The 22,174-nt window shown below is 71.0% G+C and carries 17 protein-coding genes; 5 read left to right on the top strand and 12 right to left on the bottom strand.

Annotated features, from left to right (window positions below):
• Positions 1 to 63 precede the first annotated feature (63 nt).
• The gene (gene murJ, locus AB0300_RS07835) at positions 64 to 1,680 is read right to left on the bottom strand and encodes a murein biosynthesis integral membrane protein MurJ (protein ID WP_366215797.1); all 1,617 of its coding nucleotides are present in this window, start codon (positions 1,678 to 1,680) and stop codon (positions 64 to 66) included.
• Entirely contained in the window at positions 1,673 to 3,868 is a 2,196-nt protein-coding gene (locus AB0300_RS07830) for a DUF6049 family protein (RefSeq protein ID WP_366215796.1), read from the bottom strand. The genes murJ and AB0300_RS07830 overlap by 8 nt, the downstream gene beginning before the upstream one ends.
• A gap of 105 nt (positions 3,869 to 3,973) precedes the next feature.
• On the opposite strand from AB0300_RS07830, the gene AB0300_RS07825 reads away from it, so the two are divergent.
• The 3 genes from AB0300_RS07825 (at position 3,974) to AB0300_RS07815 (ending at position 7,308) form a co-directional block, all read left to right on the top strand.
• A complete protein-coding gene (locus tag AB0300_RS07825; RefSeq protein ID WP_338567026.1) occupies positions 3,974 to 5,473 on the top strand; it encodes a methyltransferase in 1,500 nt (499 codons plus the stop codon).
• A 28-nt stretch (positions 5,474 to 5,501) separates the two neighbouring features.
• Complete coding sequence (locus AB0300_RS07820; protein WP_315104345.1) at positions 5,502 to 6,560, top strand: LLM class flavin-dependent oxidoreductase; 1,059 nt, start codon at positions 5,502 to 5,504, stop codon at positions 6,558 to 6,560.
• Positions 6,561 to 6,657: 97 nt separating this feature from the next.
• Complete coding sequence (locus AB0300_RS07815) at positions 6,658 to 7,308, top strand: dihydrofolate reductase family protein (RefSeq protein ID WP_366215795.1); 651 nt, start codon at positions 6,658 to 6,660, stop codon at positions 7,306 to 7,308.
• An 81-nt stretch (positions 7,309 to 7,389) separates the two neighbouring features.
• Here the strand turns inward: AB0300_RS07815 and AB0300_RS07810 are convergent, their stop codons facing one another.
• Positions 7,390 to 9,153 carry an alkaline phosphatase family protein gene (locus AB0300_RS07810; RefSeq protein WP_366215794.1) on the bottom strand — a complete coding sequence of 588 codons (1,764 nt, stop codon included), beginning with the start codon at positions 9,151 to 9,153 and terminating at the stop codon, positions 7,390 to 7,392.
• An 83-nt stretch (positions 9,154 to 9,236) separates the two neighbouring features.
• Between AB0300_RS07810 and AB0300_RS07805 the strand changes: the two genes are divergently transcribed.
• Complete coding sequence (locus AB0300_RS07805; RefSeq protein WP_366215793.1) at positions 9,237 to 9,935, top strand: PrsW family glutamic-type intramembrane protease; 699 nt, start codon at positions 9,237 to 9,239, stop codon at positions 9,933 to 9,935.
• A gap of 112 nt (positions 9,936 to 10,047) precedes the next feature.
• Here the strand turns inward: AB0300_RS07805 and AB0300_RS07800 are convergent, their stop codons facing one another.
• From AB0300_RS07800 to AB0300_RS07760, 9 genes are all read right to left on the bottom strand, one after another.
• Positions 10,048 to 11,091, bottom strand: coding sequence for an ABC transporter ATP-binding protein (locus tag AB0300_RS07800; RefSeq protein WP_366215792.1), 1,044 nt, complete (start codon positions 11,089 to 11,091; stop codon positions 10,048 to 10,050).
• Positions 11,091 to 11,891 carry an ABC transporter permease gene (locus AB0300_RS07795; protein WP_366215791.1) on the bottom strand — a complete coding sequence of 267 codons (801 nt, stop codon included), beginning with the start codon at positions 11,889 to 11,891 and terminating at the stop codon, positions 11,091 to 11,093. The genes AB0300_RS07800 and AB0300_RS07795 overlap by 1 nt, the downstream gene beginning before the upstream one ends.
• A gap of 2 nt (positions 11,892 to 11,893) precedes the next feature.
• Entirely contained in the window at positions 11,894 to 12,721 is an 828-nt protein-coding gene (locus AB0300_RS07790; protein WP_060921346.1) for an ABC transporter permease, read from the bottom strand.
• Positions 12,718 to 13,800, bottom strand: coding sequence for an ABC transporter substrate-binding protein (locus tag AB0300_RS07785; RefSeq protein WP_338567023.1), 1,083 nt, complete (start codon positions 13,798 to 13,800; stop codon positions 12,718 to 12,720). Before AB0300_RS07785 ends, AB0300_RS07790 begins: the two co-directional genes overlap by 4 nt.
• A gap of 42 nt (positions 13,801 to 13,842) precedes the next feature.
• Positions 13,843 to 14,313, bottom strand: a complete 471-nt coding sequence (locus tag AB0300_RS07780; protein ID WP_025102846.1) for a DUF3830 family protein — start codon at positions 14,311 to 14,313, stop codon at positions 13,843 to 13,845.
• The gene (locus tag AB0300_RS07775) at positions 14,310 to 15,068 is read right to left on the bottom strand and encodes a gamma-glutamyl-gamma-aminobutyrate hydrolase family protein (protein ID WP_366215790.1); all 759 of its coding nucleotides are present in this window, start codon (positions 15,066 to 15,068) and stop codon (positions 14,310 to 14,312) included. The genes AB0300_RS07780 and AB0300_RS07775 overlap by 4 nt, the downstream gene beginning before the upstream one ends.
• Complete coding sequence (locus AB0300_RS07770) at positions 15,065 to 16,555, bottom strand: aldehyde dehydrogenase family protein (protein ID WP_366215789.1); 1,491 nt, start codon at positions 16,553 to 16,555, stop codon at positions 15,065 to 15,067. The genes AB0300_RS07775 and AB0300_RS07770 overlap by 4 nt, the downstream gene beginning before the upstream one ends.
• A gap of 115 nt (positions 16,556 to 16,670) precedes the next feature.
• A complete protein-coding gene (locus AB0300_RS07765) occupies positions 16,671 to 17,696 on the bottom strand; it encodes an Lrp/AsnC family transcriptional regulator (protein ID WP_366215788.1) in 1,026 nt (341 codons plus the stop codon).
• A 142-nt stretch (positions 17,697 to 17,838) separates the two neighbouring features.
• Entirely contained in the window at positions 17,839 to 20,415 is a 2,577-nt protein-coding gene (locus AB0300_RS07760; protein WP_366215787.1) for a fibronectin type III domain-containing protein, read from the bottom strand.
• Between the two features lie 243 nt (positions 20,416 to 20,658).
• Here AB0300_RS07760 and AB0300_RS07755 point away from each other — a divergent pair, with 243 nt between their 5' ends.
• The gene (locus AB0300_RS07755; RefSeq protein ID WP_366215786.1) at positions 20,659 to 22,086 is read left to right on the top strand and encodes a CCA tRNA nucleotidyltransferase; all 1,428 of its coding nucleotides are present in this window, start codon (positions 20,659 to 20,661) and stop codon (positions 22,084 to 22,086) included.
• Positions 22,087 to 22,174: the final 88 nt, after the last annotated feature.

Genomic DNA, 22,174 nt, shown 5'->3' with positions numbered 1-22,174 from the left:
AGGCGGTGCCGTCGAAAGACGTCCGACTGCTTCAACCCATGGTAACCGCGGGGCATTCCCGCGTCAGCGGCCGGGAAGGAAGCGGCGGACGAGGCCGCCGGCGGCCTTCAGCTCCGGGGCGCGGAAGACCGCGAGGATCGCGACGTAGACGAGTACGACGACGAGGCCGATGACGGCCGTCGCCAGGGTGCCGGGAATGACTCCGGACGTCGCCCATCCCGTCGTCCCGCCGAGGAGGAGGAAGGTGCCCCAGCCGGCGAGACCGGCCGGGATCGCGGCGATCGCGAAGAGCGCCAGGACACGCATCCACGAGAGGACGCCCAGCCCGCCGATCTTGCGATGCAGCAGCCAGGTCGCCACGATCGTCTGCAGCGTGCTGGCGATGGACTGGCCGAGAGCCACGGCGGCAGCCAGCTGGGTCAGGGCGATGACCTCTGCGGACAGGAGCGCGGCGGCGCCCAGCGCGGTCACGACGATCAACGTGCACTGGAAGATCGTGAACCAGAAGGGCGTGCGCGTGTCGTCGTAGGCGTAGAAGGTGCGCTGGACGATGAACAGGATCGTGAGCGGGATGAGGCTGATCAGATAGCAGAGGAGGACGATGGCCGCGCCCTCGGCATCCGAGGGGCTCTCGGTGAAGACGCGGGAGGCGGGGATGGCCGCGGCGGCGACGGCGGCGACGGCGGCGACGATGAAGAAGAGCAGAGTGCGGATGCTTCGCGAGATGTCCCCCCGGACCTCGTCATCGCGACCTGCGGCGGCGTGCTCGCTGATCTGCGTGAAGTACGGGGTTCCGATCGACAGGACGATGACGGAGTACGGCAGCATGAAGATGAGCCACGCGTTCGTGGTCACGGCGAGCGATGCCCCGGTGCCGGACGCGTTGCTGACGATGTTGCCCTGGAGCACGCCCGCAGCCAGGGAGGCGAATGCCATCAGGAACGTCCATCCCGCGAGCTTCCCCACGTTGCCGAGGCCGACCCCTCGCCACTGGAAGTCCGGACGGAGGGAGAGGCCCGTCCGCCTCCAGAACAGGAGCAGGATGAGCGCCTGCACGGCGATGCCGAGGGTCGCCGTGCCGCCGAGAGTGGCGATCATCTCCGGGGTCCACTCGGCGGAGTTCCGGGAGACCGGTGCGAAGACCCACCCGAGGATGAGGAACCCGATGATGGAGACGATGTTGTTGACGACGGGGGCCCAGGTGAACGGCCCGAAGATACGCCGCGCGTTCAGAGCCTCGCCCAGCAGCGCGTAGAGGCCGTAGAACAGGATCTGCGGCAGGCACCAGTAGGCGAGGGCGGTCGCGAGCGCTTGGGTCGCGGGCGAGAACCCGCCGGCCACGATCTGCACGAGCCAGGGTGCTGCGATCGTGGCCACCGCCGTGACGGCGACCAGGACGACGGTGCCGAGGGTGAAGAGCTTCGAGATGAAGGTGTTTCCCCCGTCGGCGTCAGCCGTGGCCTTGACGATCTGCGGCACGATGACCGCGGTGAGGATCCCGACGGAGATGAGGGAGAAGACGCTGTTCGGCAGGGTGTTGGCCGCGGCGAACGCGTCGGCAGGACCCGACCCGAACGAGCCGATCACCGCCACGAGGATGATGCTGCGCAGCAGCCCGGTCACGCGGGAGACCAGGGTGCCCGCGCCGATGATGGCGCTGGCGCGCCCGAGACTAGTCACGCGACTCCTTCGCGGAAGGGGCATCAGGGCCGTCGAGACGCTCCTGCACCGCGGCCTCCGCCTCCTTCTCCTCGATCAGTTCCTCGACGGCCGCCTCGACCGCTTGCTCCTCGATCGCCTCCCGGCGCTTCCGACGCACCGTGCGGACGACGCCGAGAGCGATGAGCAGCACGGCCAGGCCGCCGAAGATGACGAGCCCGATGGTCTCCCACTCCGCCCGCACCGCCACGCGGACGGTCTGCTCCGACTGGATCGGCACTCCCGTCGGGCTGGTCAGCGCGAGACGCAGATCGAGCTCGCCGCTGCCCACCCGGGCGGAGACGGGCACCTTCGCCCTGGTCGTCGAGTTCGCCTGCACCTCGACGTCGATCACGGGCTTCACCTCGAGGCGCGGATCGCTGGGGGCCGCGAACAGCCGCACGGTCACAGGCCAGGAGAGGTCGTTGCGCACCGCGATCGGCAGGTCGGCGTTGGCCGTGAGCAGCTGGATGGTGCTGGAGTCGGGGACGCTGACCGCGCCGAGCGTCTCGGTGGTGCGGGCTCGATGGGCCGCGACCTTCTCTGCGAAGGCCTCATCGGACGAGCCGACCGCGATCGTGCGCAGGATCCGGATGCGCTCCGGGCTCAGCAGTACGAGGGGGTCGTCGAGGACGGTGGCGAACGCGGTGAGGGCGCCCTCGTCCGTGAGCAGGTTCGCGAGGTCAGGGGCCCTGGTGGCCGCAGCGGCCTCCGGGACAGTGACGGAGGCGGCAGGGGCCGCGCGCACCGCGGAGAGCTCGAATCCGACGGAGTCCGCCGCCGAGATCGCGTCGCGGAGCGCGTCGGCCGAGCGGTTCTCGTCGCGATCCAGCCCCACGAGGAGCGGGGCACCGGGGGCACGGGCACCCGCGAGGAACAGCTGCGCCGCGGCCTCGGCCAGGTGCGCCTGACGCGGGGCGGAGGAGGATTCGGCCGCGGCGGCCGACAGCGCGGCGGACGTGGCGGCGTCGATGACGAGCAGGTCCTGGCCGCCCGACGTCGCGTGGGCGGAACTCTGCCCACCGACCGTCGTCGACGACACCACCGTCGTCGTCTTCCGGTCCAGGTACCCGGAGAAGGCGGCGAGGTCGCCCTGCGCGAGGTCGCTCTCGGGCCAGACGATCCCCGGGATGGCCCCGTCGATCTCCGCCAGCTCCTCATCGGTGGGCAGCGCGGGGCCGTCGGTCGGCGTGGGAGACGGTACCGCCGCGGTCCCGGGCGTGCTCGTGGGCGTGACGGCGCGCTGCTGCGGGAAGGCGGCGGGGTCGAGCAGGGAGGTCAGGGGGAGTGGCGCCAGGGCATCCGGGAGACCGGCCTGGGCCTGCACGGTGAGGTCGGCGTCGCCGAACTGCAGGGCGAAGCGGGCGTTGGGGAGCTCGTCGAGCCTCTCCAGCCAGTCCGTGGCCGTCGAGGGGGCGGCCGTGCCGAGGGCGCGGATGGCGGCGGGGATGGCGGGATCGAGTGCGAGCACGGCCGTCGTCCCCGCCACGCCGTCGAGCTGTGCGGTGAGGTCGCCGTCGGGGGCGGTGAGGTCGGTGAGCTCCTCGGCGCTCAGCAGGGCTCCGCCGGCCGGGGTCGCGGTGATCGGGACGAGCACCCCGATCGGACTGGTCGGCGCGGAGGTGACGACGAGGACGCTCGTCGCGGTCGCATCCCAGGTGGTGGTGCGCTGCCCCGCGGTGTCCTTCGTGCGGGCATCGCTCAGGACGGCCCGCAGCGGGTACACGCCGGGCGCGAGGGGCTCGAGCGTCTCCTGCGGCACGAACACCGTCGTGGTCGCGGATCCTCCGGCCTCGGCCGTCTTCGTGGTCTCGTCGCCGAGCGGGAGGAACGAACCGGCAGCACGCCCCTCGTCCAGCCAGTTCGTGACGGCGGCATCGTCGCCGAGCGGCGTGCTGCCGAGCTCGACCTCGACCCGGCCCGTGGAGAGCTCCGACGCGGTCTCGTTGTCGATCGTGATCACCGCCGAGGTCGACGTGCCCGGCGCGACGGTGCCGCGCAGGCCCGCCGTGACATGCAGCTCCACCCGCTGGTCGTCGTCCGCGGGGGGCTGGTCGGCCGCCATCGCCGGTCCGCCGACCCCCAGGACGCAGACGCCGGCGGCGACCACGAACGCCGCGAGCCGGCGCACGCGCGCGCGGAGGCCCGTCTCGGGAGTGATCGCGGTCATGAAGGTCTTCCTCGAACGCCGGGAGGAGGCGGATCGTGAGTACTGACCCTGCGATTCTAGGAGGCCGGAGGGAGGAGAACCCTGAAGACGCGTAGAGTGACGGCCGTGTCCGACACCCCCGCCCCCCATCCCGACCCGCTCCGCAGTGCCGCGTTCGCCGCGGATCTCGACGCCGCCGACCTCCGATCCGAGCCCCTGCGTCGCCTCTGGGGAGAGGAGGCGGACGATGCCCTCGCCCGCGGCCTGCGCGAACCCATCCTGCGGGCGATCGCCGGGGACGAGGGCGTGCTCGCGACCCTCGGACGTCTCCTGGTGCTCGGGCTTCCGCAGCCCCGCGCGGCGGTGGAGCGCGCCCTGCCCACCCTCGGCGTGGACGGTCTGGAGGCCCTGGGGCTGGCGACGGTCGACGCCGACTCCGTGATCCCGGTCGCGCTGCTGCGCCCGCAGTCGTTCGTCGACGAGGACGGTGTCGGGGAGTGGTGGATCGCGAGCGATCTGGACGAGGTCGCCCTCGACGGTCCGCTGCCCGCCGATCACGTGCTCGGCGTGGGCGGGGCCTCGCGCACGCTCGCCGAGACGGTCGTGCCGCTCGCGGTGGATCGTGCCCTCGACCTCGGCACGGGCTGCGGCATCCAGGCGCTCCTCGTGGCGCGGCGAGCCGGCCGGGTCGTCGCCACCGATGTCTCCCGCCGAGCACTCGCCTACGCCGCGCTGAACGCGCAGCTCAACGGGGTCACGAACATCGAGTTCCGCCACGGCAGCATGTTCGAGCCGGTCGCCGGGGAGGCGTTCGACCTCATCGTCTCGAACCCTCCGTTCGTGATCACCCCCCGAACCGAGGGGGTGCCCGCCTACGAGTACCGCGACGGCGGTCTCGTCGGCGACGCGCTCGTCGAGCAGTTCGTGCGCACGGCACCGGCGCATCTCACCCCGGGCGGCATCGCCCAGCTGCTGGGCAACTGGGAGTCCCGCACGGGGATCACGGGCCTTGCCCGGCTGGACGCGTGGGTGCCCGCCGACCTCGACTTGTGGGTGGTGGAGCGGGAGGAGCTGTCGCCCCTCGCGTACGCCGAGCTCTGGATCAGGGACGGCGGCATCACGCCGCGCGACGCCGCGTTCACCCCGCTGCTCACCGCGTGGCTCGACGACTTCGCGGCGCGGGGCGTGACCGCGATCGGCTTCGGCTACGTGCTGCTCCGCCGGGGGCAGGGCGAGCCGCTGCGGCGGTCGGAGCGGGTCTCGCAGCCCGTGGCGAACGTGGGGGCGGCGCTCGCTCTCGGCCTGGCGGCCCACGATGCGCTCGCCGGGGGACTGCCCGACACCCTCGTCGTGGCCCCTGACGTGACGGAGGCGCGCCACCTGCTTCCCGGCAACGACGACCCGAGCGTGATCGAGCTGCGTCAGGGCGGCGGGTTCGCGCGAACGGTCGCGGTGGACCCGGCGCTCGCCGGGTTCGTCGGCGCCTGCGACGGGGAGCTCCAGGTGCTGCAGATCGCCCCCGCTCTCGCCGACCTCTTCGAGGTGCCCTTCCCGCAGCTGTGGGCGGAGCTCGAGCCGCGCATCCGGGGACTCGTGCTCGACGGCTTCCTCCTCCCGGGGGAATAGTCCCGGCTTCCATGCGTTCGAATACACCATGAAGGCTTTCGGATTCCTCTCGTTCGGTCACTATGCCGACGTGCCCGGCTCGGCGACCCGCACCGCGGGCGACATGCTGAAGCAGACCATCGAGATCGCGGAGGGCGCGGACGAGCTCGGCGTCAACGGCGCCTACGTCCGCGTGCACCATTGGGCCCGCCAGGCGGCGTCCCCGATGCCGCTGCTGACGGCCATGGCCGCGCGCACCGAGCGGATCGAGGTCGGCACCGGCGTGATCGACATGCGCTACGAGAACCCGTTCCAGTTCGCGGAGGAGGCGGCCGCACTCGACCTCATCGCGGACGGCCGGATCGCGCTCGGCGTGAGCCGTGGGTCACCCGAGACGGCGCTGCGCGGCTACGAGACCTTCGGCTTCCGCGACGAGGAGGACCCGGAGCGCGGCAGCGTGCTCGCACGGGAGAAGTTCGAGATCTTCCTGCGGGCCATCGACGGCGAGCGACTCGCCCCCGGCGACCCCCGCATGGTGGGCGCGGGACAGTACCTCGCGATCGAGCCGCAGTCGCCCACGCTGCGCGACCACATCTGGTGGGGCTCGGGTTCGCGCGCCACGGCCGAGGAGACCGGACGCCAGGGGCTCAACATGATGAGCTCGACGCTCGTGACGGAGGCCACGGGGCAGCCGTTCCACGAGCTGCAGCGCGAGCAGATCGAGCTGTTCCGCTCCGCCTACCGCGAGGCCGGCCACACCAGCACACCGCGCGTCTCGGTCAGCCGCAGCGTGTTCCCGCTCGTGTCGGATATGGACCGCGCCTACTTCGGGCTGCGCAGCGAGGAGAACGCCGACCAGATCGGCATCATCGACGGGTTCCGCTCCACGTTCGGCAAGACCTACGCCGCGGAGCCCGACGTCCTCATCGAGCAGCTCCGGCAGGACGAGGCCGTCATGGCCGCGGACACCCTCATGCTGACCATCCCGAACCAGCTCGGGCCGGAGTACAACCTGCATGTGCTCGAGGCGTTCGCGGAGCACGTGGCGCCGGCCCTCGGGTGGAAGCCCAACACGGAGGGTCCGGTCCAGGGCGACCCCGTGGCCTGATCCGGCACGGCGGTCCGCTCTTGACAGGGGCCGCGTTACGCCCGACGCTGGGGACGGCGCGCCGACCGGTGCCCGTCCCCACCGCTTCGGAGGCACCATGACCCGCGTGCGCGTCGACCTCAACATCACCCTCGACGGCTTCGCCACGACGACCGATCAGACGCCGGAGAACCCCTTCGGCGAGGACTGGGGACGACTCACCGCGGCCTACACGGCGACCCGCACCTTCCAGGAGCGAGTCTTCCACGACACGAGCGGCGCGGGCACCACCGGGGTGGACGAGAAGTACGCGGCGCAGTACTTCGAGGGGATCGGCGCCGAGATCATGGGCGCCGGGATGTTCGGGCTCCACGCGAACCCGGACGACCCGGAGTGGCGCGGCTGGTGGGGCGAGGAGCCGCCGTTCGAGGTGCCGGTGTTCGTCCTCACGCATACTCCGCGCCCGTCGATCGAGTTCGCGAACGGCACGAGCTTCCGCTTCCTCTCCGCGACACCGGAGGAGGCGCTGCGGGAAGCCGTGGCGGTGGCCGGAGGGCGTGATGTGCGCGTCGGCGGCGGGGCGACCATGGTCCGGGAGTTCCTGCGCGCCGGGCTCGTCGACGACCTGCACGTGGGCATCACCCCCATCCTCATCGGCAGCGGCATCCGACTCTGGGATGACCTGCGCGGCCTCGAGGCCGGCTATCGCGTGACGTCCGAGGTCGCGGAGTCCGGAGTGACCCACGTCACGTTCTCCCGCGAGGGCTGAGGAGCCGGCACACGGTCGCAGAGTCACACCGAGGTCGCGGGGACTCCGTGAATCCCTGCGACCTCGTGCGGAAGTGCGGCGTCAGAGCGGAGGGCCGAACAGCTCCTCGCCGTGCTCGTGGAGGAGCCGGAACGCGTCGGCGAAGGTCTCCGGTTCCTTCTCGCCCGGCGCGCCGTAGCGGGCGAGGAGGAGCCCGAGCAGGCCGCGGGCGGGAGGCGTGAGCGGCTTGAGGTGATCCGCGTCGTTCGGCTGCGGGGTGCCGTCTTCGGGGTTCGGCGGGGTGTACGCGGGTGTGGTGACGGGCCAGTCGGCCGGGTGCCGCGGCTTGTCGAGGTTCACGACGTTGAGCAGCGTGTTGGCCGATTGGTCCCGGTCGTTCAGCGGCTCCAGCCCGTGCAGGCGCGACAGCGTGGCGGTGACCGATCCGTGGTGCATCTCGTCGTGGATGATCGTGCCGCGCCGCGTGTACGCCGACACCGCGATCGCCGGGACACGACAGCCGAGCCGGTCGAACGTGAAACCCATCTCCCCGGCGCCGGCGTCCTTCGTGGGTTTCGTGGCCGCGGGCGGCGGCACATGGTCGTAACAGCCGCCGTGCTCGTCGAAGGTGATGAGCAGCAGGGTGTTCACGGCGTTCGAGCCGCCGGGCGTCGCGCTCGTGCGCACGGCCTCGTAGATGTCGTGGATGAGCCGATCGCCCGCCCGCACATCGGAGATGGCGCTGTCGAACACGGGCTCGCCGTCGACCACGCTCTCCCGCGGCTTCCCGAACGGCGGATGGAAGTCGTTGTGGTCGTAGACCATCCGGGGTTCGATGAACGCGTAGGCCGGGAGGGTGCCGTTCTTCGCGTCGGCGTAGAAGTCCTCCATCGTGCCGAAATGGTCCGTGCGCCAGTACTTCTCGAGCACCGCCGCATGCAGCATCCCCGTGAAGGAGACCAGCTGGAGCTTGTCGATGTAGATCCGCCAGCTCACCTTGCGGTCTTCCAGGCGGTTGAACACCGTCGGTGCGGCCGGGGCGTCGAGCCACTTCCGGTAGCCGCCGCCACCCTGATTCGTCACGAAGCCGTGCGAGGTCGAGGCGTGGAAGAAGGAGCGGTTGCAGAAGGTCTGGGAGGGCACTCCGGCGTACCAGTGGTCGAACACGGCGAACTCGGCGGCGAGGGTGGAGAGCACCGGGAGCATCTCCGGCGAGAACGAGCCCATGATGTGCCGCGCTTCGTCCAGGCTCGGCTCCTTCCCGTCGCGCAGTCGGCGGAAGTTGATGATGTAGTCCTCGAGGAACCCGGACATCGTCGCCTTCTCCCCGTGGGTGGGGGCGTTGAAGGGCGTGGTCATCTCGTCGACGAACAGGTCGGCGTTGGTCTTCGGATCGACGGTGCCGAAGATCTGCGTGTTGACGTGCGGGTACTCCTCACCCGGGTCCGGATCGGGGAGGCTCATGATGCGATCCGTGTCCCCCCGGTAGACGTGCGCCTCCACCACCGTGCCGTCCGGGGCGGTGTTGCTGTGGGTGCCGAACGCGAGACCTTCGAAGGTCTCGCCCGCCGGCAGCGTCTCGGCCGTGTAGAGGTAGCCGAGGAGGTTGTCGAAGGAGCGGTTCTCGCCCATCACCACGACCACGTGATCGAAGCCGGGCTCCGAGCGGGGCGCGAGTGCGGCGAACGGATCCGGATCGTCGGCGAAGCCGTCCCGGCCTCCGGCCCCGGCAACGGAGGCCCCGATCGCCGCTCCTCCCGCGCCCCCGATCACCGCTCCGGCCAGGGCGGCACCGCCCACGGTGAGGAATCCGCGCCGGGAGGGGTCGCGGGGAGAGGCGCCGGAGGGTTTGTCGTCGTCGACCATGCCGCGATCCTATGACCGCGCGAGCCAGTGCAGCATTCCGGTGTCCCAGGAATGTCGCGGAACGGGTCTGGAAGGATCGGGGAGTGCATTCCGCGGTCGTCCCTCCGACGTTCGTCGCCCGCTGGATCGCTCCGCGGGGTGCGCGGTCATGGGGGTCGTCCCTGCTCGCCCTCGCCTGGGGCGCCGGCGCGGCCGTGCTCCTCGCCACCGGGATCGGCGCGTGGTCCGCCGAGCAGGCGATGTACGTGGACGATCAGGGCATCCTCCGGGAGGCGATCCCCACGATGTGGGTGCTGACGCCCGTCGTGGAGGAGGTGGGGAAGGGCCTCGGGGTGCTGCTCATCCTTCTGCTCGCACGGCGGATCGGGCTGCGCGGCGTGCTCTTCGGCGCGATGGTCGGGGCCCTGGTCGGCGTCGGTTTCGCAGCCGTGGAGGACGCCTCCGCGATCGCGGCGGACATCGCGGCGAACGATCTCGGCTCCGGCATCGCGACCTGGATCGTCCGCACCTTCACCTTCCCCACCCATGCCGCGCTCACCATCTGGACCGGCGCGGCGCTCGGTCTCGCTCTCGACGCCCGACGCGCCTGGTCGCGCCCGCTCCTCGCGCTCGCCGGACTCCTGGTGGCGATCGCGGCCCACGGCGCGATCAACTACGGGAACGTGGCCGGCGCCACCGACCAGGCCTCGTTCTTCGTGGCCCTGGGCACGGCCTTCGGCTGGATCGTGGTGTCGACGGTCCTCGCCGTGACCCTCCGTCTCGTGCTGACCCGCCGGGTCTGAGTCGCACGCCGGCCGGACGGGCACAGCTTCGGAGATCGCGGCCGACACGCCGCCGTGCGGGGTGGCCGCACGGCGTGTCGGGGCTGATCTCCGAAGCTGTGCGCGGGGTGGCTCAGGCGGCGGGGATCCAGAGGACGGCGCCGTCGCGCCAGCCGAGACCGGCCGCGCCCTCGGGGAGCGGGTCCTCGTGCCGGGGACGGACCACACGGAGGCGGCGCCCCGCGAGCTCGACGATGTAGACGACGTCGGCGCCGCGGTAGACGTGCGCGATGACCTCGACCGGGACGGGGGCACCCGGACCCGCCGCGGGCGACAGATGCAGATCCTCCTGCCGGAGCACGACCTCGCCGGAACCGTCCGGTCCGGCGCCCGTGAGCGGGACCTGCACGGCGGTGCCGTCGAGGGTCGCGATCGCGCCGGAGCGCGTGGCGGGAAGGAGGTTCGCGGCACCGATGAAGTCGGCGGCGAAGGGGGTGAGCGGGGCGCTGTACAGCTCCGCCGGCGCACCCTCCTGTTCGATGACCCCGCCGTTCATGAGCACGATGCGGTCGGAGAGGCTCATCGCCTCCTCCTGGTCGTGCGTGACGAACACGGTCGTGAGACCGAGCGTGCGGTGCAGTTCCTTGAGCTCGACCTGCATGTCCTCGCGCAGACGCGCATCGAGGTTCGACAGCGGCTCGTCGAGCAGGAGCACGCGCGGCTCGAACGCGATGGCGCGGGCCAGGGCCACGCGCTGCTGCTGTCCGCCGGAGAGCTGCGCGGGCATGCGATCGGCGAGGTGGCCCATCTGCACACGCTCCAGCGCCCGGACGGCGAGCTCCTTCTGCTCCGTCTTCGACTTCTCGCCCGACATCCGCAGCCCGAAGCGCACGTTCTCGGCGACGCTCATGTGCGGGAAGAGCGCATAGCTCTGGAACATCATGCCGAGGTGACGCTTCTCGGGCGGCAGCTTCGTGACGTCCTGCCCCGCGATCTCGATCGTGCCGCTCGTGGGCGACTCGAGCCCGGCAATGCAGCGGAGGAGCGTCGTCTTCCCGCAGCCCGAAGGACCGAGGAGGGAGACGAACTCGCCGGACCGCATCGAGAGGTCGATGCCCTTGAGCACCTTCGTCCCCTTGAAGTCCTTGGTGAGTGCAGTGATGGTGAGCGTTGTCATCAGACGAACAACCTTCCCAGGCCGATGATGCGTTCGAGGACGATCATGAGGACGACGGTGAGCAGGACCATCAGGGTCGAGACGGCCGCCACGGTGGGCGACGTGCTGAACTCCAGCTGGCCGTAGATGGCGATGGGCAGGGTCTCCAGCTGCGGGGTGCGCAGGAAGAGGGCGATGACCGCATCGTCGAACGAGATGTTGAAGGCGAAGAACGCTCCGGCCGCGATGCCGGGACGCGCGATGGGCAGCACCACGAGGCGGTAGCGGTTCCAGGTGCCGGCGCCGAGGGTGCGCGCGGCCTCCTCCGTGAAGTGGTCGGCCCGGGTCATCACGCCGGTCACGGTGCGCATGACGTAGGGGATCGCGATGACCACGTGGATCGCGACGAGCACGCCCACATTCGGGGACCCGATCGTGAGCGAGGCGATGGAGAGGGCGCCGATCGCGAGGATGATCGTGGGGATCGTCAGCGGCGACATCAGCAGCGCCTGGATCGCCGCGCCTCCCGGAACGCGGAACCGCGTCAGCGCGAGGGCGGCCGCGGTGCCGATGGCGGCGGCGAGGATCGCGACCGTCACACCCACCACGAGGCTCAGGCGGAACGGTTCCAGGTAGGTGTCGGAGGTGAGGGCCTCCACGTACCAGTCGAGCGTGAAGCCCTGGCCGGGGAACGTGAGGAAGCGGTTCTCTCCCACCGAGGCCCCGGCGACGACGAGCAGCGGGACGAGCATGTACAGCGTCACGATGACGCCGAGGAGGATCGCGAGGATACGGCCGAGGATCGGGACGGAACGGACCATGGTCACACCTTCTGCTTCCCGAGCCGGGACGTGGCCGCGAGCACGAGCATCACGCCCGCGAACAGCAGCACGGCCTGCGCCGCCGCGAACGCCCAGTCGAGGTTGGTGGTCGCGTCGACGTAGATCGTCTGTGCGAACACGGGGATCTGCGAGCCGCCGATGAAGCGGGGGGTGATGAAGGAGCTCACCGAGAGCACGAACACCAGGGAGGCACCGGCGACGATGCCGGGCACCGACAGCGGCAGCACGACGTGCCGCAGCGTGCGCCAGAATCCGGCGCCGAGGGTGCGGGAAGCCTCCTCCAGCTGCGGACGGATGCCGGAGATGACGCCGAGGATGCTGAGCACGGCGAACGGCAGCAGCACCTGCACCATCGCGATCACGACGCCGGTCTCGGTACCGAGGAATCCCTGGGTGCCGCCGACGAGGAACTCCGCGCCGGGGATCTGCATCATCAGGCCGGACGGCCCCATGAGCACCACCCAGCCGAAAGTGCGGACGACGACGCTCGTCATCAGCGGCAGGATCACCACGATGAGGAGGAAGGAGCGCACCTTCGAGCCGGCGCGCGCCATGATGTACGACAGCGGGACGGCGATGACGAGGGTGATCACCGTCTGGATCACCCCCAGGCGGAGCGATCGCAGCGCCGCCTGGAGGTGATACTCGCTCGCGAACAAGCGGGTGAAGTTGTCGAGGGTGAACCCGCCTGCCGGCGATTGCACGCTCATGAGCAGCATGCCGGCCACCGGGGTGACGAAGGCGAGCGCGAGCAGCACGATCGCCGGCAGGAGCAGGAGCCAGGGCTCCTTACGGGTTCGGACGCTCATTTGGTGATCAGCGCATTCCACTCGTCGGTCCACGCCTGACGCGACGCGGCGATGTCGCCCGGGGCGTAGACCACGACGTCGTCGAGCTCGTCGCCGGTGAGCACGGCCTCGGCCGCCTCGTCCGACAGCTCGGCCTTCGTGTTGACGGGGGAGTAGCGCATGTTCTCCGCGAAGACGGCCTGCGCTTCGGGGCGCAGCTCGTAGTCGATGAAGAGCGTCGCCAGCTCGGGGTTGTCCCGACCCTCGACGACGTTCGCCGTGATGAGCGACGCGGTGGCGCCCTCCTCCGGGACGATGAACTCGACGGGGAGACCCGCGTCCTGCAGGGTGCCCGCGTAGTCCATCGCGTACGGGGCCAGCCAGGTGCCGCGCTGGGCGAAGGCGGTCTGCAGGTCCGGCGAGGTGGGGACGACGATCGCGTCGCCCGAGGACGCCAGCGCCCCGAGGTCGGCGATGGCCGCGGACGGGTCCTCGATGCCACCCCCGAGCGCATCGGCCACCCGGAGCATCGACAGCACCCCGTAGGTGTTCGAGAAGTCCGTCAGGGCGACGTGACCGGCGTAGGCGTCGTCGAAGAGGTCTTCCCAGGACGTCGGCGCCGGGGCGTCGGCCTCGGTGTTGTAGACGAGCCCGATGGGCGCGAGCTGGATGACCGGACCCTCGCCGCGCTCGAGGCCGGCGGTCGCGATGTCGACGAGGTCCCCCGCTGCGGACAGGTCGTCGGCGGCGATCGGGGCGATGAGGCCCTGCTCGGCGGCGGTGAACTCCTGTCCGCCGGAGAAGTGCACGACATCGATCTGCGGGCTCGCCTTCTGGGCGGTGACCTGGGCGAGGGCGTCGGCGCTGTACAGGGTGATCAGCTCGACCTTCGCTCCGGTCTCCTCCTCGAACGGGTCGACGACGGCCTCGATGAAGGCCTTCTCCCAGTCTCCGCCGAACGACGTGACGACCAGGGTCTCGCCGGCGAACTCTTTGTCACCACCGGACGAGGACTCGCCGTCGCCGGACGCGCAGCCGGCGAGGACGAGGGCACCGGTGGCGACGAGCGCGCCGGCGGTGAGGATTCTGCGGGTGTTCATGCACTGCTCCTTCGGGATGGGTCCAGCACGGGGGGTGGACGCCTAGACCAGGCGTCCGATGGTGAGCTGCTTCGCTCCGTCGATGCGGATCGCGGCGCTCTCCTGAGCGAACTCCGCGAGTCCTTCGGTGATGCCGGCCCAGATGTTGACGGGTGTCCATCCGAGGGGGCCGAGAATACGGGCACCACGATCGTAGAAGACTCCGATCTCGTACCACTCGAACGGCAGTCCGCCCATCTGCATGGGGCGCTGCCAGTACCACTGCAGGTCACCCGGTGCGGGCACGACCTGCTGGTTCTCCGCGGGCACGGCCTCGGGGTCGAAGTTCTGGGCCTCCTCGGGAAGACCGACCATGACCTCGGGTCCGGCGTACATCGCGTGCATCGCCTGCATCGTGACCGGCTTCTCCAGCGCGCCCCACATCGCCTCGCACGTGCGAGGGGCGAGGTCCTCGAACAGGGTGGCGACGGCGCGGACGCCGTTCTCGTACTCGAGGAAGACCTGCTTGGTCATCGTGTTCCTTTCTGGCCAGCGGACGGTTCCGCTGCGCGTTCACGGGCGGCCGCGACGAACGCCGCGAACAGCGGGCGCTCCTCGGCGGCCTCTTCGGGGGCTGTCATCTTCTCGGGGTGCCACTGCACCGCCCAGAAGGCCCAGTCGTCGTCCGACTCGACGGCTTCGACGATGCCGTCAGGAGCCCAGGCGACGGGGCGCAGCCCGGGGGCGGGGGTGTCGACGGACTGGTGATGGATGGTGTTGACGGTCCTCGTCGTCGTCCCGTAGAGCGCGGCGAGCCTGCTGTCCTCCGCGAACGCGACGGCGTGCCGGGCGGAGAGCTGCTCGTCTGCTCCTCGCACCGGGTGATGGTCGGCCGTGGCGGGGATGCCGACGATGAGGGAGCCGCCGAACGCGACGGTGCAGACCTGGAGCCCGCGGCAGATCGCCAGCACCGGCAGGCCGCGTTCCCGGGCGCCGAGGGCGAGCGCGATCTCGTAGCCGTCGCGGGCCGAGTCGTAGGACTTCCCGTCCTGGGGCTCGGCGCCGTAGTGCGAGGGGTGCAGATCCTCCCCGCCGGAGAGCACCAGCCCGTCGAGCCGATCGAGGACCTCGTCGACACCGGCGGTCGGCGGCAGCAGCACGACGGCGCCGCCGGCGGCCTCGATCGGCGTGGCGTACTCGGTGCCGAGGCTGTGCGCGGGGCGGCCCGTGCCGAGGTCGGTGTCGATGGCGCGGCGCCAGGTGGTGATGCCGATGAGCGGGCGGGTCACGACAGCTCGATCCACGTGGTCTTCAGGTCGGTGAACTTCTCCATCGCGTGCAGACTCTTGTCGCGCCCGAAGCCGGAGCCCTTGACCCCGCCGAAGGGGATGGTCATGTCGCCCTCCTCGAAGCAGTTGACCCAGACGACACCCGCCCGCAGCCGGCGGGAGAGGGTGTGCACGGCGTTGAGGTCGGTGCTCCACAGCGCGGCGGCGAGGCCGTACTCGGTGCCGTTGGCGATGGCGAGGGCGTCGTCGACGTCGTCGTACGCGATGACCGACAGCACGGGGCCGAAGACCTCGCGCTGCGCCACCTCGTGCGCGGGGGTCACGCCGAGCACGACCGGGGCGAAGTAGCTGCCGCCGTCGACGGCGGAGAACCGTTCGGTGCTGCCGGCCGCGAGCTCGGCGCCGTCGGCCTCCGCGCGCTCGACGAACCCGGCGATCCCGGCGAGCTGCTTCTCGCTGACGATCGCCCCCATCGACGTGGACACGTCGAACGGGTCTGCGGGAAGGCTCGTGCGGGCGACCTCGGCGGCGATCTCCAGGGCCCTGTCGTAGTGCGCGCGGGGGACGAGCAGCCGGGACGAGGCCGTGCACATCTGCCCCTGGTTGTAGAAGCAGCCGTCGGCCGTGGCCCGGACCGCCCGCTCCAGATCGGCGTCCGGGAGCACGAGGCTCGCCGTCTTGCCGCCGAGCTCCGGCCACACGCGCTTGCCGTTCGACGCCGCGGCGTATCCGAGGAATCGGCGGCCGACCTCGGGCGAGCCCGTGAACGTGACGACGTCGACATCGGGGTGCTCGCCGAGTGCGCGGCCGGCGACGTGGCCGGCGCCGGGGGTGACGTTCAGCACGCCGGCAGGGAGCCCGGCCTCGTGGGCGAGCTCGGCCAGGCGCAGGGCCGAGAAGGTGGTGTGCTCGGCGGGCTTGAGGACGACGCTGTTGCCGACGGCGAGAGCGGGAGCGAGCTTCCAGGCCGTCATCGTGAGCGGGAAGTTCCACGGCACGACCGCGGCGACGACGCCGGCCGGTTCGCGGGTGACGAGCGCGAGGCTGTTCGGGGCGGTGACGGGGAGCTCGTCGAGCACCTTGTCTGCGGCCTCGCCGTACCAGCGGAAGCAGTTCACGACCGCGCGGATTTCGGTCTGCAGCGCCTCGCGCACGGGCTTGCCCATCTCGAGGGAGATGGTGAGGGCGAGCTCTTCGGCGTTGTCGTGGATCTTCTGCGCGAAGGCGATCAGCAGCTGGCCGCGCTCCCGGGGGGCGATGCGCGACCAGACGCCCGCGTCGAACGCGGCACGGGCGGAGCGGACCGCGCGGTCGATGTCGGCGGCGGAGGCGGCCGCGATCGGGGGCAGAGCCCGGCCGTCCCGGGGGCTGATCGGTGCGAGGGGCTCGGCGGTCCCGTCCTCCCAGGAGCCGTCGATGAACATGCGGGTGTGCAGCGACAGCGCCGCCGCGCGGTCCGCCCAGTCGTCTCCAGATGCCGTGAACACGGTCGTCCTCTCCAGGGGTGAAGGCCCTGGAAGGGATACTCGCTCTATTTCGCCATTGGGTCAAGACAATGCGAACGATCCCGCCATTTCTTTACACGTCCGTAACAGAATCGGCCTACAAGCGGATGGCTCCCGTCGGCATGTCCTGCGCCAGCGCCGCCGGCGCCTCGTCCACGATCAGCGACCCACGGAGCACCGGCGTGATGACGACGAGCGACTCCACGACCTCCAGCCCGTCGTGGCCCGCCACTGCGGGACCGGTGAGGAAGTCATAGAACTCGTCCGCGTCGCGCACGAGCACGTTCATGAGGAGCTGCGACGTGCCGGTCGTCGCGACGATGAACTTCACCTCGGGGGCGGCGGCGAGGGCGGATCCCACCTTCTCCAGCCGATCCATCGGCACCCGCAGCCACACGAGTGCCTCCAGCCCGAGGCCGAAGAGGCTCGGGACGATCTCCGTGCGGGGGTGCATGAGACCGCGGCGGTTGAGGGACTCCATTCGTCGACGCGTCGTGGTGACGTTCAGTCCGAGCGCGCGGGCGAGCTGTGCCACGGGCATCCGTCCGTCCTTCAGCAGGAGCCGGATCAGCGCTTCCTCGTCCTCGCTCAAGGCGTCCGCCGGGTCGACCTCGGATCCCGAGGACTCGTCCAGCATGCGCACCTGCTCGTCGGACAGCACGCCCACCCGCCAGTCGTGCCCGGAGCGGAAGAACTTCAGCACCGTGGTGACGTTGATCGACGCGATGCCCTCCACCTCGGGGAAGTCGGTGAAGAGCAGCTCGCGGATCGATGCGTCGTCGTGGGGGAGGAGCATGCCGGCGATGTCGCTGCTGCCCTCGAGGACCGACACCGACGACGCGTCGGCACGACGGGCGAGGGTGCGGGCGACGTGCCAGAGCGCATGCGGTTCGGTCGTGATCCGGAACAGGACGGCGCGCGCATGGAGCACGCGCGCGGGGTCGACGTAGGTCGAGACGCGCACGAGCCCGCGGTCCAGGAGACGCTGCCCGCGGCGGGCGACCGTCCGCTCCGGGAGGTCGACCACGCGGGCGATCTCGCCCCAGGACGCGCGGCCGTTCACCTGCAGGGCCGCCGCGACGATCCGATCGGTGTCATCGGCCAGGGCATCGTTCGCGGGCACGGGTTCTCCTTCGCGGGTCGGGCACGTGAAGGTTATCCCAGACCCGGAGGGGACCGGTGCATGGTCCGAGGCGAGAGCCGGGGGAGACGGCACGGGCGCCGCCGGAGGACCGGCGGCGCCCGCGGAGGGACAGACGACCGGGTTACCCGGCGTCCGTCGTCTCGACGACCGCGGTCGCACGACGGCGACGCAGCGCGAACAGGCCGAGGCCGGCGGCGAGCAGCACGATGGCGCCGATGACGAACGGCGTGCTGTCGGCACCGGTCGTCGCGAGGTCGCCGTCGGTCGCGCCGCCCGAGTCGCTCTCACCGGGGACGATCGCGCCGCCGCCGTCGCCGTCGCCGTCAGCCGCTGCGGTCACGGTGAGGGAGGCCGTCACCTCGGTGCCGTCGGGGAGGATCACGGCGAGTGTGTGCGTCCCCGCCGGGGTGGCCGCGGGGATGGTGACGGTGCGCGAGAACGTGCCGTCGGCCGCGACCGTGACCGTACCGAGCGCGACCGGGTCGGACCGCAGCTCGAGGGCGAGCTCCGCGCCGGCCGCGAAGCCGCTTCCGGACACCGCGAGCGTGCCGCCGGCCGGGACCGAGGACGCGCCCAGCTCGACCGCCGCGGGCTTCTCCGGCTCCGGCTCCTCCGTGACCGGCGGGGTGACACCGGCCTCGGTGACCCACTTCTCACCAGCATCCGACTTGGTCACCGTGAACGTGTCGTAGACGGCGCCGACGGGGAGGTCGGTCGTGGCGTCCGGCTGCTTCTCGGCGAGGTACGACCGATAGACGAGCTGGTTCTTCGAGACGTCGATCACCTGGTACGTCGTCACGCCCTGACCGCGCAGCACCTGCGTGGCGCCGTTGTTGGTCCAGACGTTCTTCTCCGGGGTCTCCAGGTCGTAGTGCTTCGCGCCGGAGTTCGACACGACGTAGACCGGACCGGTGGTGAGGCCCGGAGTCTCGGTCGCATCCGTGTTCACGTAGCCGCGGGCGTACGTGTGGTCGTGGCCCATGAGCACGAGATCGATGTCGTTGCGCTGGAAGACGGGCAGCCACTCGGCGCGGAGCACCGGCTCGTCACGACCGGCCGAGGCCGAGAAGACCGGCTGGTGGAACGTGACGACGTTCCACTTCGACGGGCTGTTCTGCAGCAGCAGGTCGAGCCAGGCGGCCTGGAAGCGCGTCCACAGGGTGCCGATCTGGGACGACGGGCACTCCGCTCCCGTGCAGGACGGGAGCCCGGCCGGGGTGAGGAAGGTCGTGTCCCGGGTCGCGTTCAGGGTGATGAAACGGACGCCCTGGTAGTCGGTGTAGTACGCGGTCTCGGCGGCGAACGAGCTCCAGTGGTCGAAGAACGCGCGGTACTGCTGCGCGACCTCGGAGTCGCCCTTCGCGAGGTCCGCCAGCTCGCCGATCGAGCTCGTCGACGGGTTGTTGTGCGGGTACTCGAACGCGGCCTTCCACGCCGTGAGCAGCTTGTCGCCCGAGTACTCGTGGTTGCCGGGGGCGGCCATGACGTTGGTGCGGACCGCCGAGTCCTTCATGCCCTGGAACCAGTTCAGCCACTCGTTCTCGTTGCTGGAGGTGTTGATGAGATCGCCGGCGTGCACGGAGCCGATCGAGCGAGGAGCGTGTGCCTCGGCCTGCTTCACGACGCTCGGCCATGTGGTGTCGAGACCGATCTGGGCGTCGCCGTAGTAGATGAACTGGAAGTCGTTCGCCTTCGGGTCGGCGGTGCGGAACTCGTACCAGTCGCTCCAGCTCCCGGGGAGACCCACCCGGTAGCGGTACGCCGTGGCGGGGGTGAGGTCGGTGACCGTGGCCGAGAAGTGCTTGTTAGGGTTGCCGTTCACGACACCGGCGTCGTACGCGTCGACCGTGCGGGTGGCACCACCGGTCGCGAGGCCGATCTCGACCTGGCCGACCGTGTGCGAGGCGTCGCCGGCGAGCCAGGAGAACGACTGCGACACCTCGGGCTTCTCGGTGGGGGTGAGGATGACACGGGTCGGCGGGGCGACCACGGGCGTGCCGGGGTCGGAAGCCTTCACGAGGGTGAGCGATGACATGTCGAAGTAGATGTCGGAGCTGGACGCGCGGTCCTGGAACAGCGACACGGCGATCGTGTTCGTGCCGTCACGGAGCAGGTCGCCCTCGGCGCTGAACGTGCTGGTCAGCGGGTCGCCGTTGGAGTCGCCGGCGTACTCGACGTTGGTGGTGTCGGTGATGCGGCCGTCGACGTAGCGGGCGACCTCCTCGCCGTTGATCCAGACGATGATGGCGTCGTCGTAGGTGATGGTGCTCTGCAGAGCGGCGACCTGCTCGGCGACGCCGGCTTCGAGTTCGAACGTGGTCCGGAAGAAGTAGGTGGGCACGGTCGGGGCCGCGGCGCCGTCGAGGTAGTGGTTGAGGAGCGTCTTCGGCGTCTGCGGGCCGACGGGGGCGAGCTTCCCGCCCTTGGCGCCGAACGAGCCCGGTGCGGTCTTCCACGCGCTGTCGTCGTAGGCCGGCAGGGTCCAATCGCGCAGTGCGGCCGGGGCAGGGGACGGGTCGGAGCCGTCGTCGAGGTAGTGCCAGGGGGTGTCGCCGGTGACGAGCGATCCGGTGGGCACCTCGGGATCGGGCGCGGCGAGGGCCGCGGGGGCGACGACGGCGCCGCCGAGCACGGCGAGCAGCGCGACGGACGTCAGTCCGCGACGCCGCCACCGCACCGCAGGGGTGGGGGAGGTCATGTCAGTCCTTCGTGGGTGGGTGCCCGTGCTCAGCCGCACGGGGCGCCCCCAGCCCAGCGGAGCCGGATGACCGCGGTCTGACATCGAGGCGACGGGGAGGTGAACGCGGCGCGGGCGGGCACAGCTTCGGAGATCGCCCGAGACACGCCGGGGGTACCGGCTCGGAGCCGGCGCGTCGGCCGGAAGCTCCGAAGTCGTGCCCGGTCCGGAAGGGGTGGAAAGCGGGCCGGTACGCTGGAACCCATGCTCAACATGGCCGACGGCCTCGCCCGTCTCGGCGCGCTCGCCGAGAATCCCGTCGTCCGCACCCTCGCGGAGGCCTTCGACGAAGCCGGTTTCGAGCTCGCCGTCGTCGGCGGTCCGGTGCGCGATGCGCTGCTCGGCCGTGAGACGCACGACCTCGACTTCACGACGAGCGCCTCGCCGGACGAGATCCTCGCGATCGTGAAGCCGGTCGCCTCCGCGCACTGGGACATCGGCCGGGCCTTCGGGACCATCGGCGCCCGGGTGCGGGGCGAGCAGGTCGAGATCACCACCTATCGCGCCGACAGCTACGACGGCGTGACGCGCAAGCCCACCGTGGAGTTCGGCGACTCGATCGACGGCGACCTCGTCCGCCGCGACTTCACGGTCAACGCGATGGCCCTCCAGGTGCCCGCGGTGAAGCTCGTCGACCCGACCGGCGGGGTCGAGGACCTCGTGGCGGGCGTGCTGCGGACACCCGCGGATCCCCGGGTGTCGTTCGGCGACGACCCGCTCCGGATGCTGCGCGCCGCCCGGTTCAGCGCGCAGCTCGGCTTCACGGTGGCGGAGGACACGGAGCGGGCGATCACCGAGCTCCGCGAGACCCTGACGATCGTGAGCCCGGAGCGCGTGCAGTCCGAGCTCGTGCGCCTCATGCAGACCGACGACCCCGTCCGCGGCATCCGGGTGCTGGTGGAGACCGGACTCATCGAGGAGTTCCTCCCCGAGGTCAGCGCCCTCAAGCTCGAGGTCGACGAGCACCACCACCACAAGGACGTCTACGAGCACTCGCTCACGGTGCTCCGTCAGGCCATCGCGCTCGAGCACGCCAGGAACCCCGGGGCCGCTCCGGACGTGCCGCTGCGGATCGCGGCTCTGCTCCACGACATCGGCAAGCCCCGCACGCGCAAGCTCGAGCCGGGTGGCGCGGTCACGTTCCACCACCACGACGTCGTCGGCGCCCGGATGGCCCGCAAGCGGCTGCAGGCCCTGCGCTTCGACTCGGCGACCACGGACGCCGTCGCGACCCTGATCGAGCTGCATCTGCGGTTCTTCGGCTATGCGGAGGGGGCGTGGACGGATGCCGCCGTGCGCCGCTACGTCCGCGATGCCGGGGACCTGCTGGAGCGGCTGCACATCCTCACGCGCGCCGACGTCACCACGCGGAACAAGCGCAAGGCCGCTCGGCTCGCCGCCGCCTACGACGACATCGAGTCCCGGATCGCGGCTCTTCGCGAGCAGGAGGAGCTCGACGCGATCCGTCCGGAGCTCGACGGCAACCGCATCCAGGAGGTCCTCGGCATCTCGCCGGGCCGGGAGGTCGGCGAGGCGTACAGGTTCCTCCTCGATCTGCGCCTCGACGAGGGCGTGCTGGGTGAGGACGTCGCGGAGCAGCGTCTCCGCGAGTGGTGGGCTTCGCGCGGCTGACTTCTGCCGACCCACCCCCTTCCGCGCACCCCGGCCCCTTGCGGACGCACGCAGAGGGCCGGGCCGACCGCAGAGGGGTGGGTCGACC

It is taken from the genome of Microbacterium sp. NPDC078814, assembly GCF_040702645.1.
In the GTDB taxonomy this organism is placed as follows: Bacteria; Actinomycetota; Actinomycetes; order Actinomycetales; family Microbacteriaceae; genus Microbacterium.
This window is presented reverse-complemented; position numbering and strand designations above follow the sequence as displayed.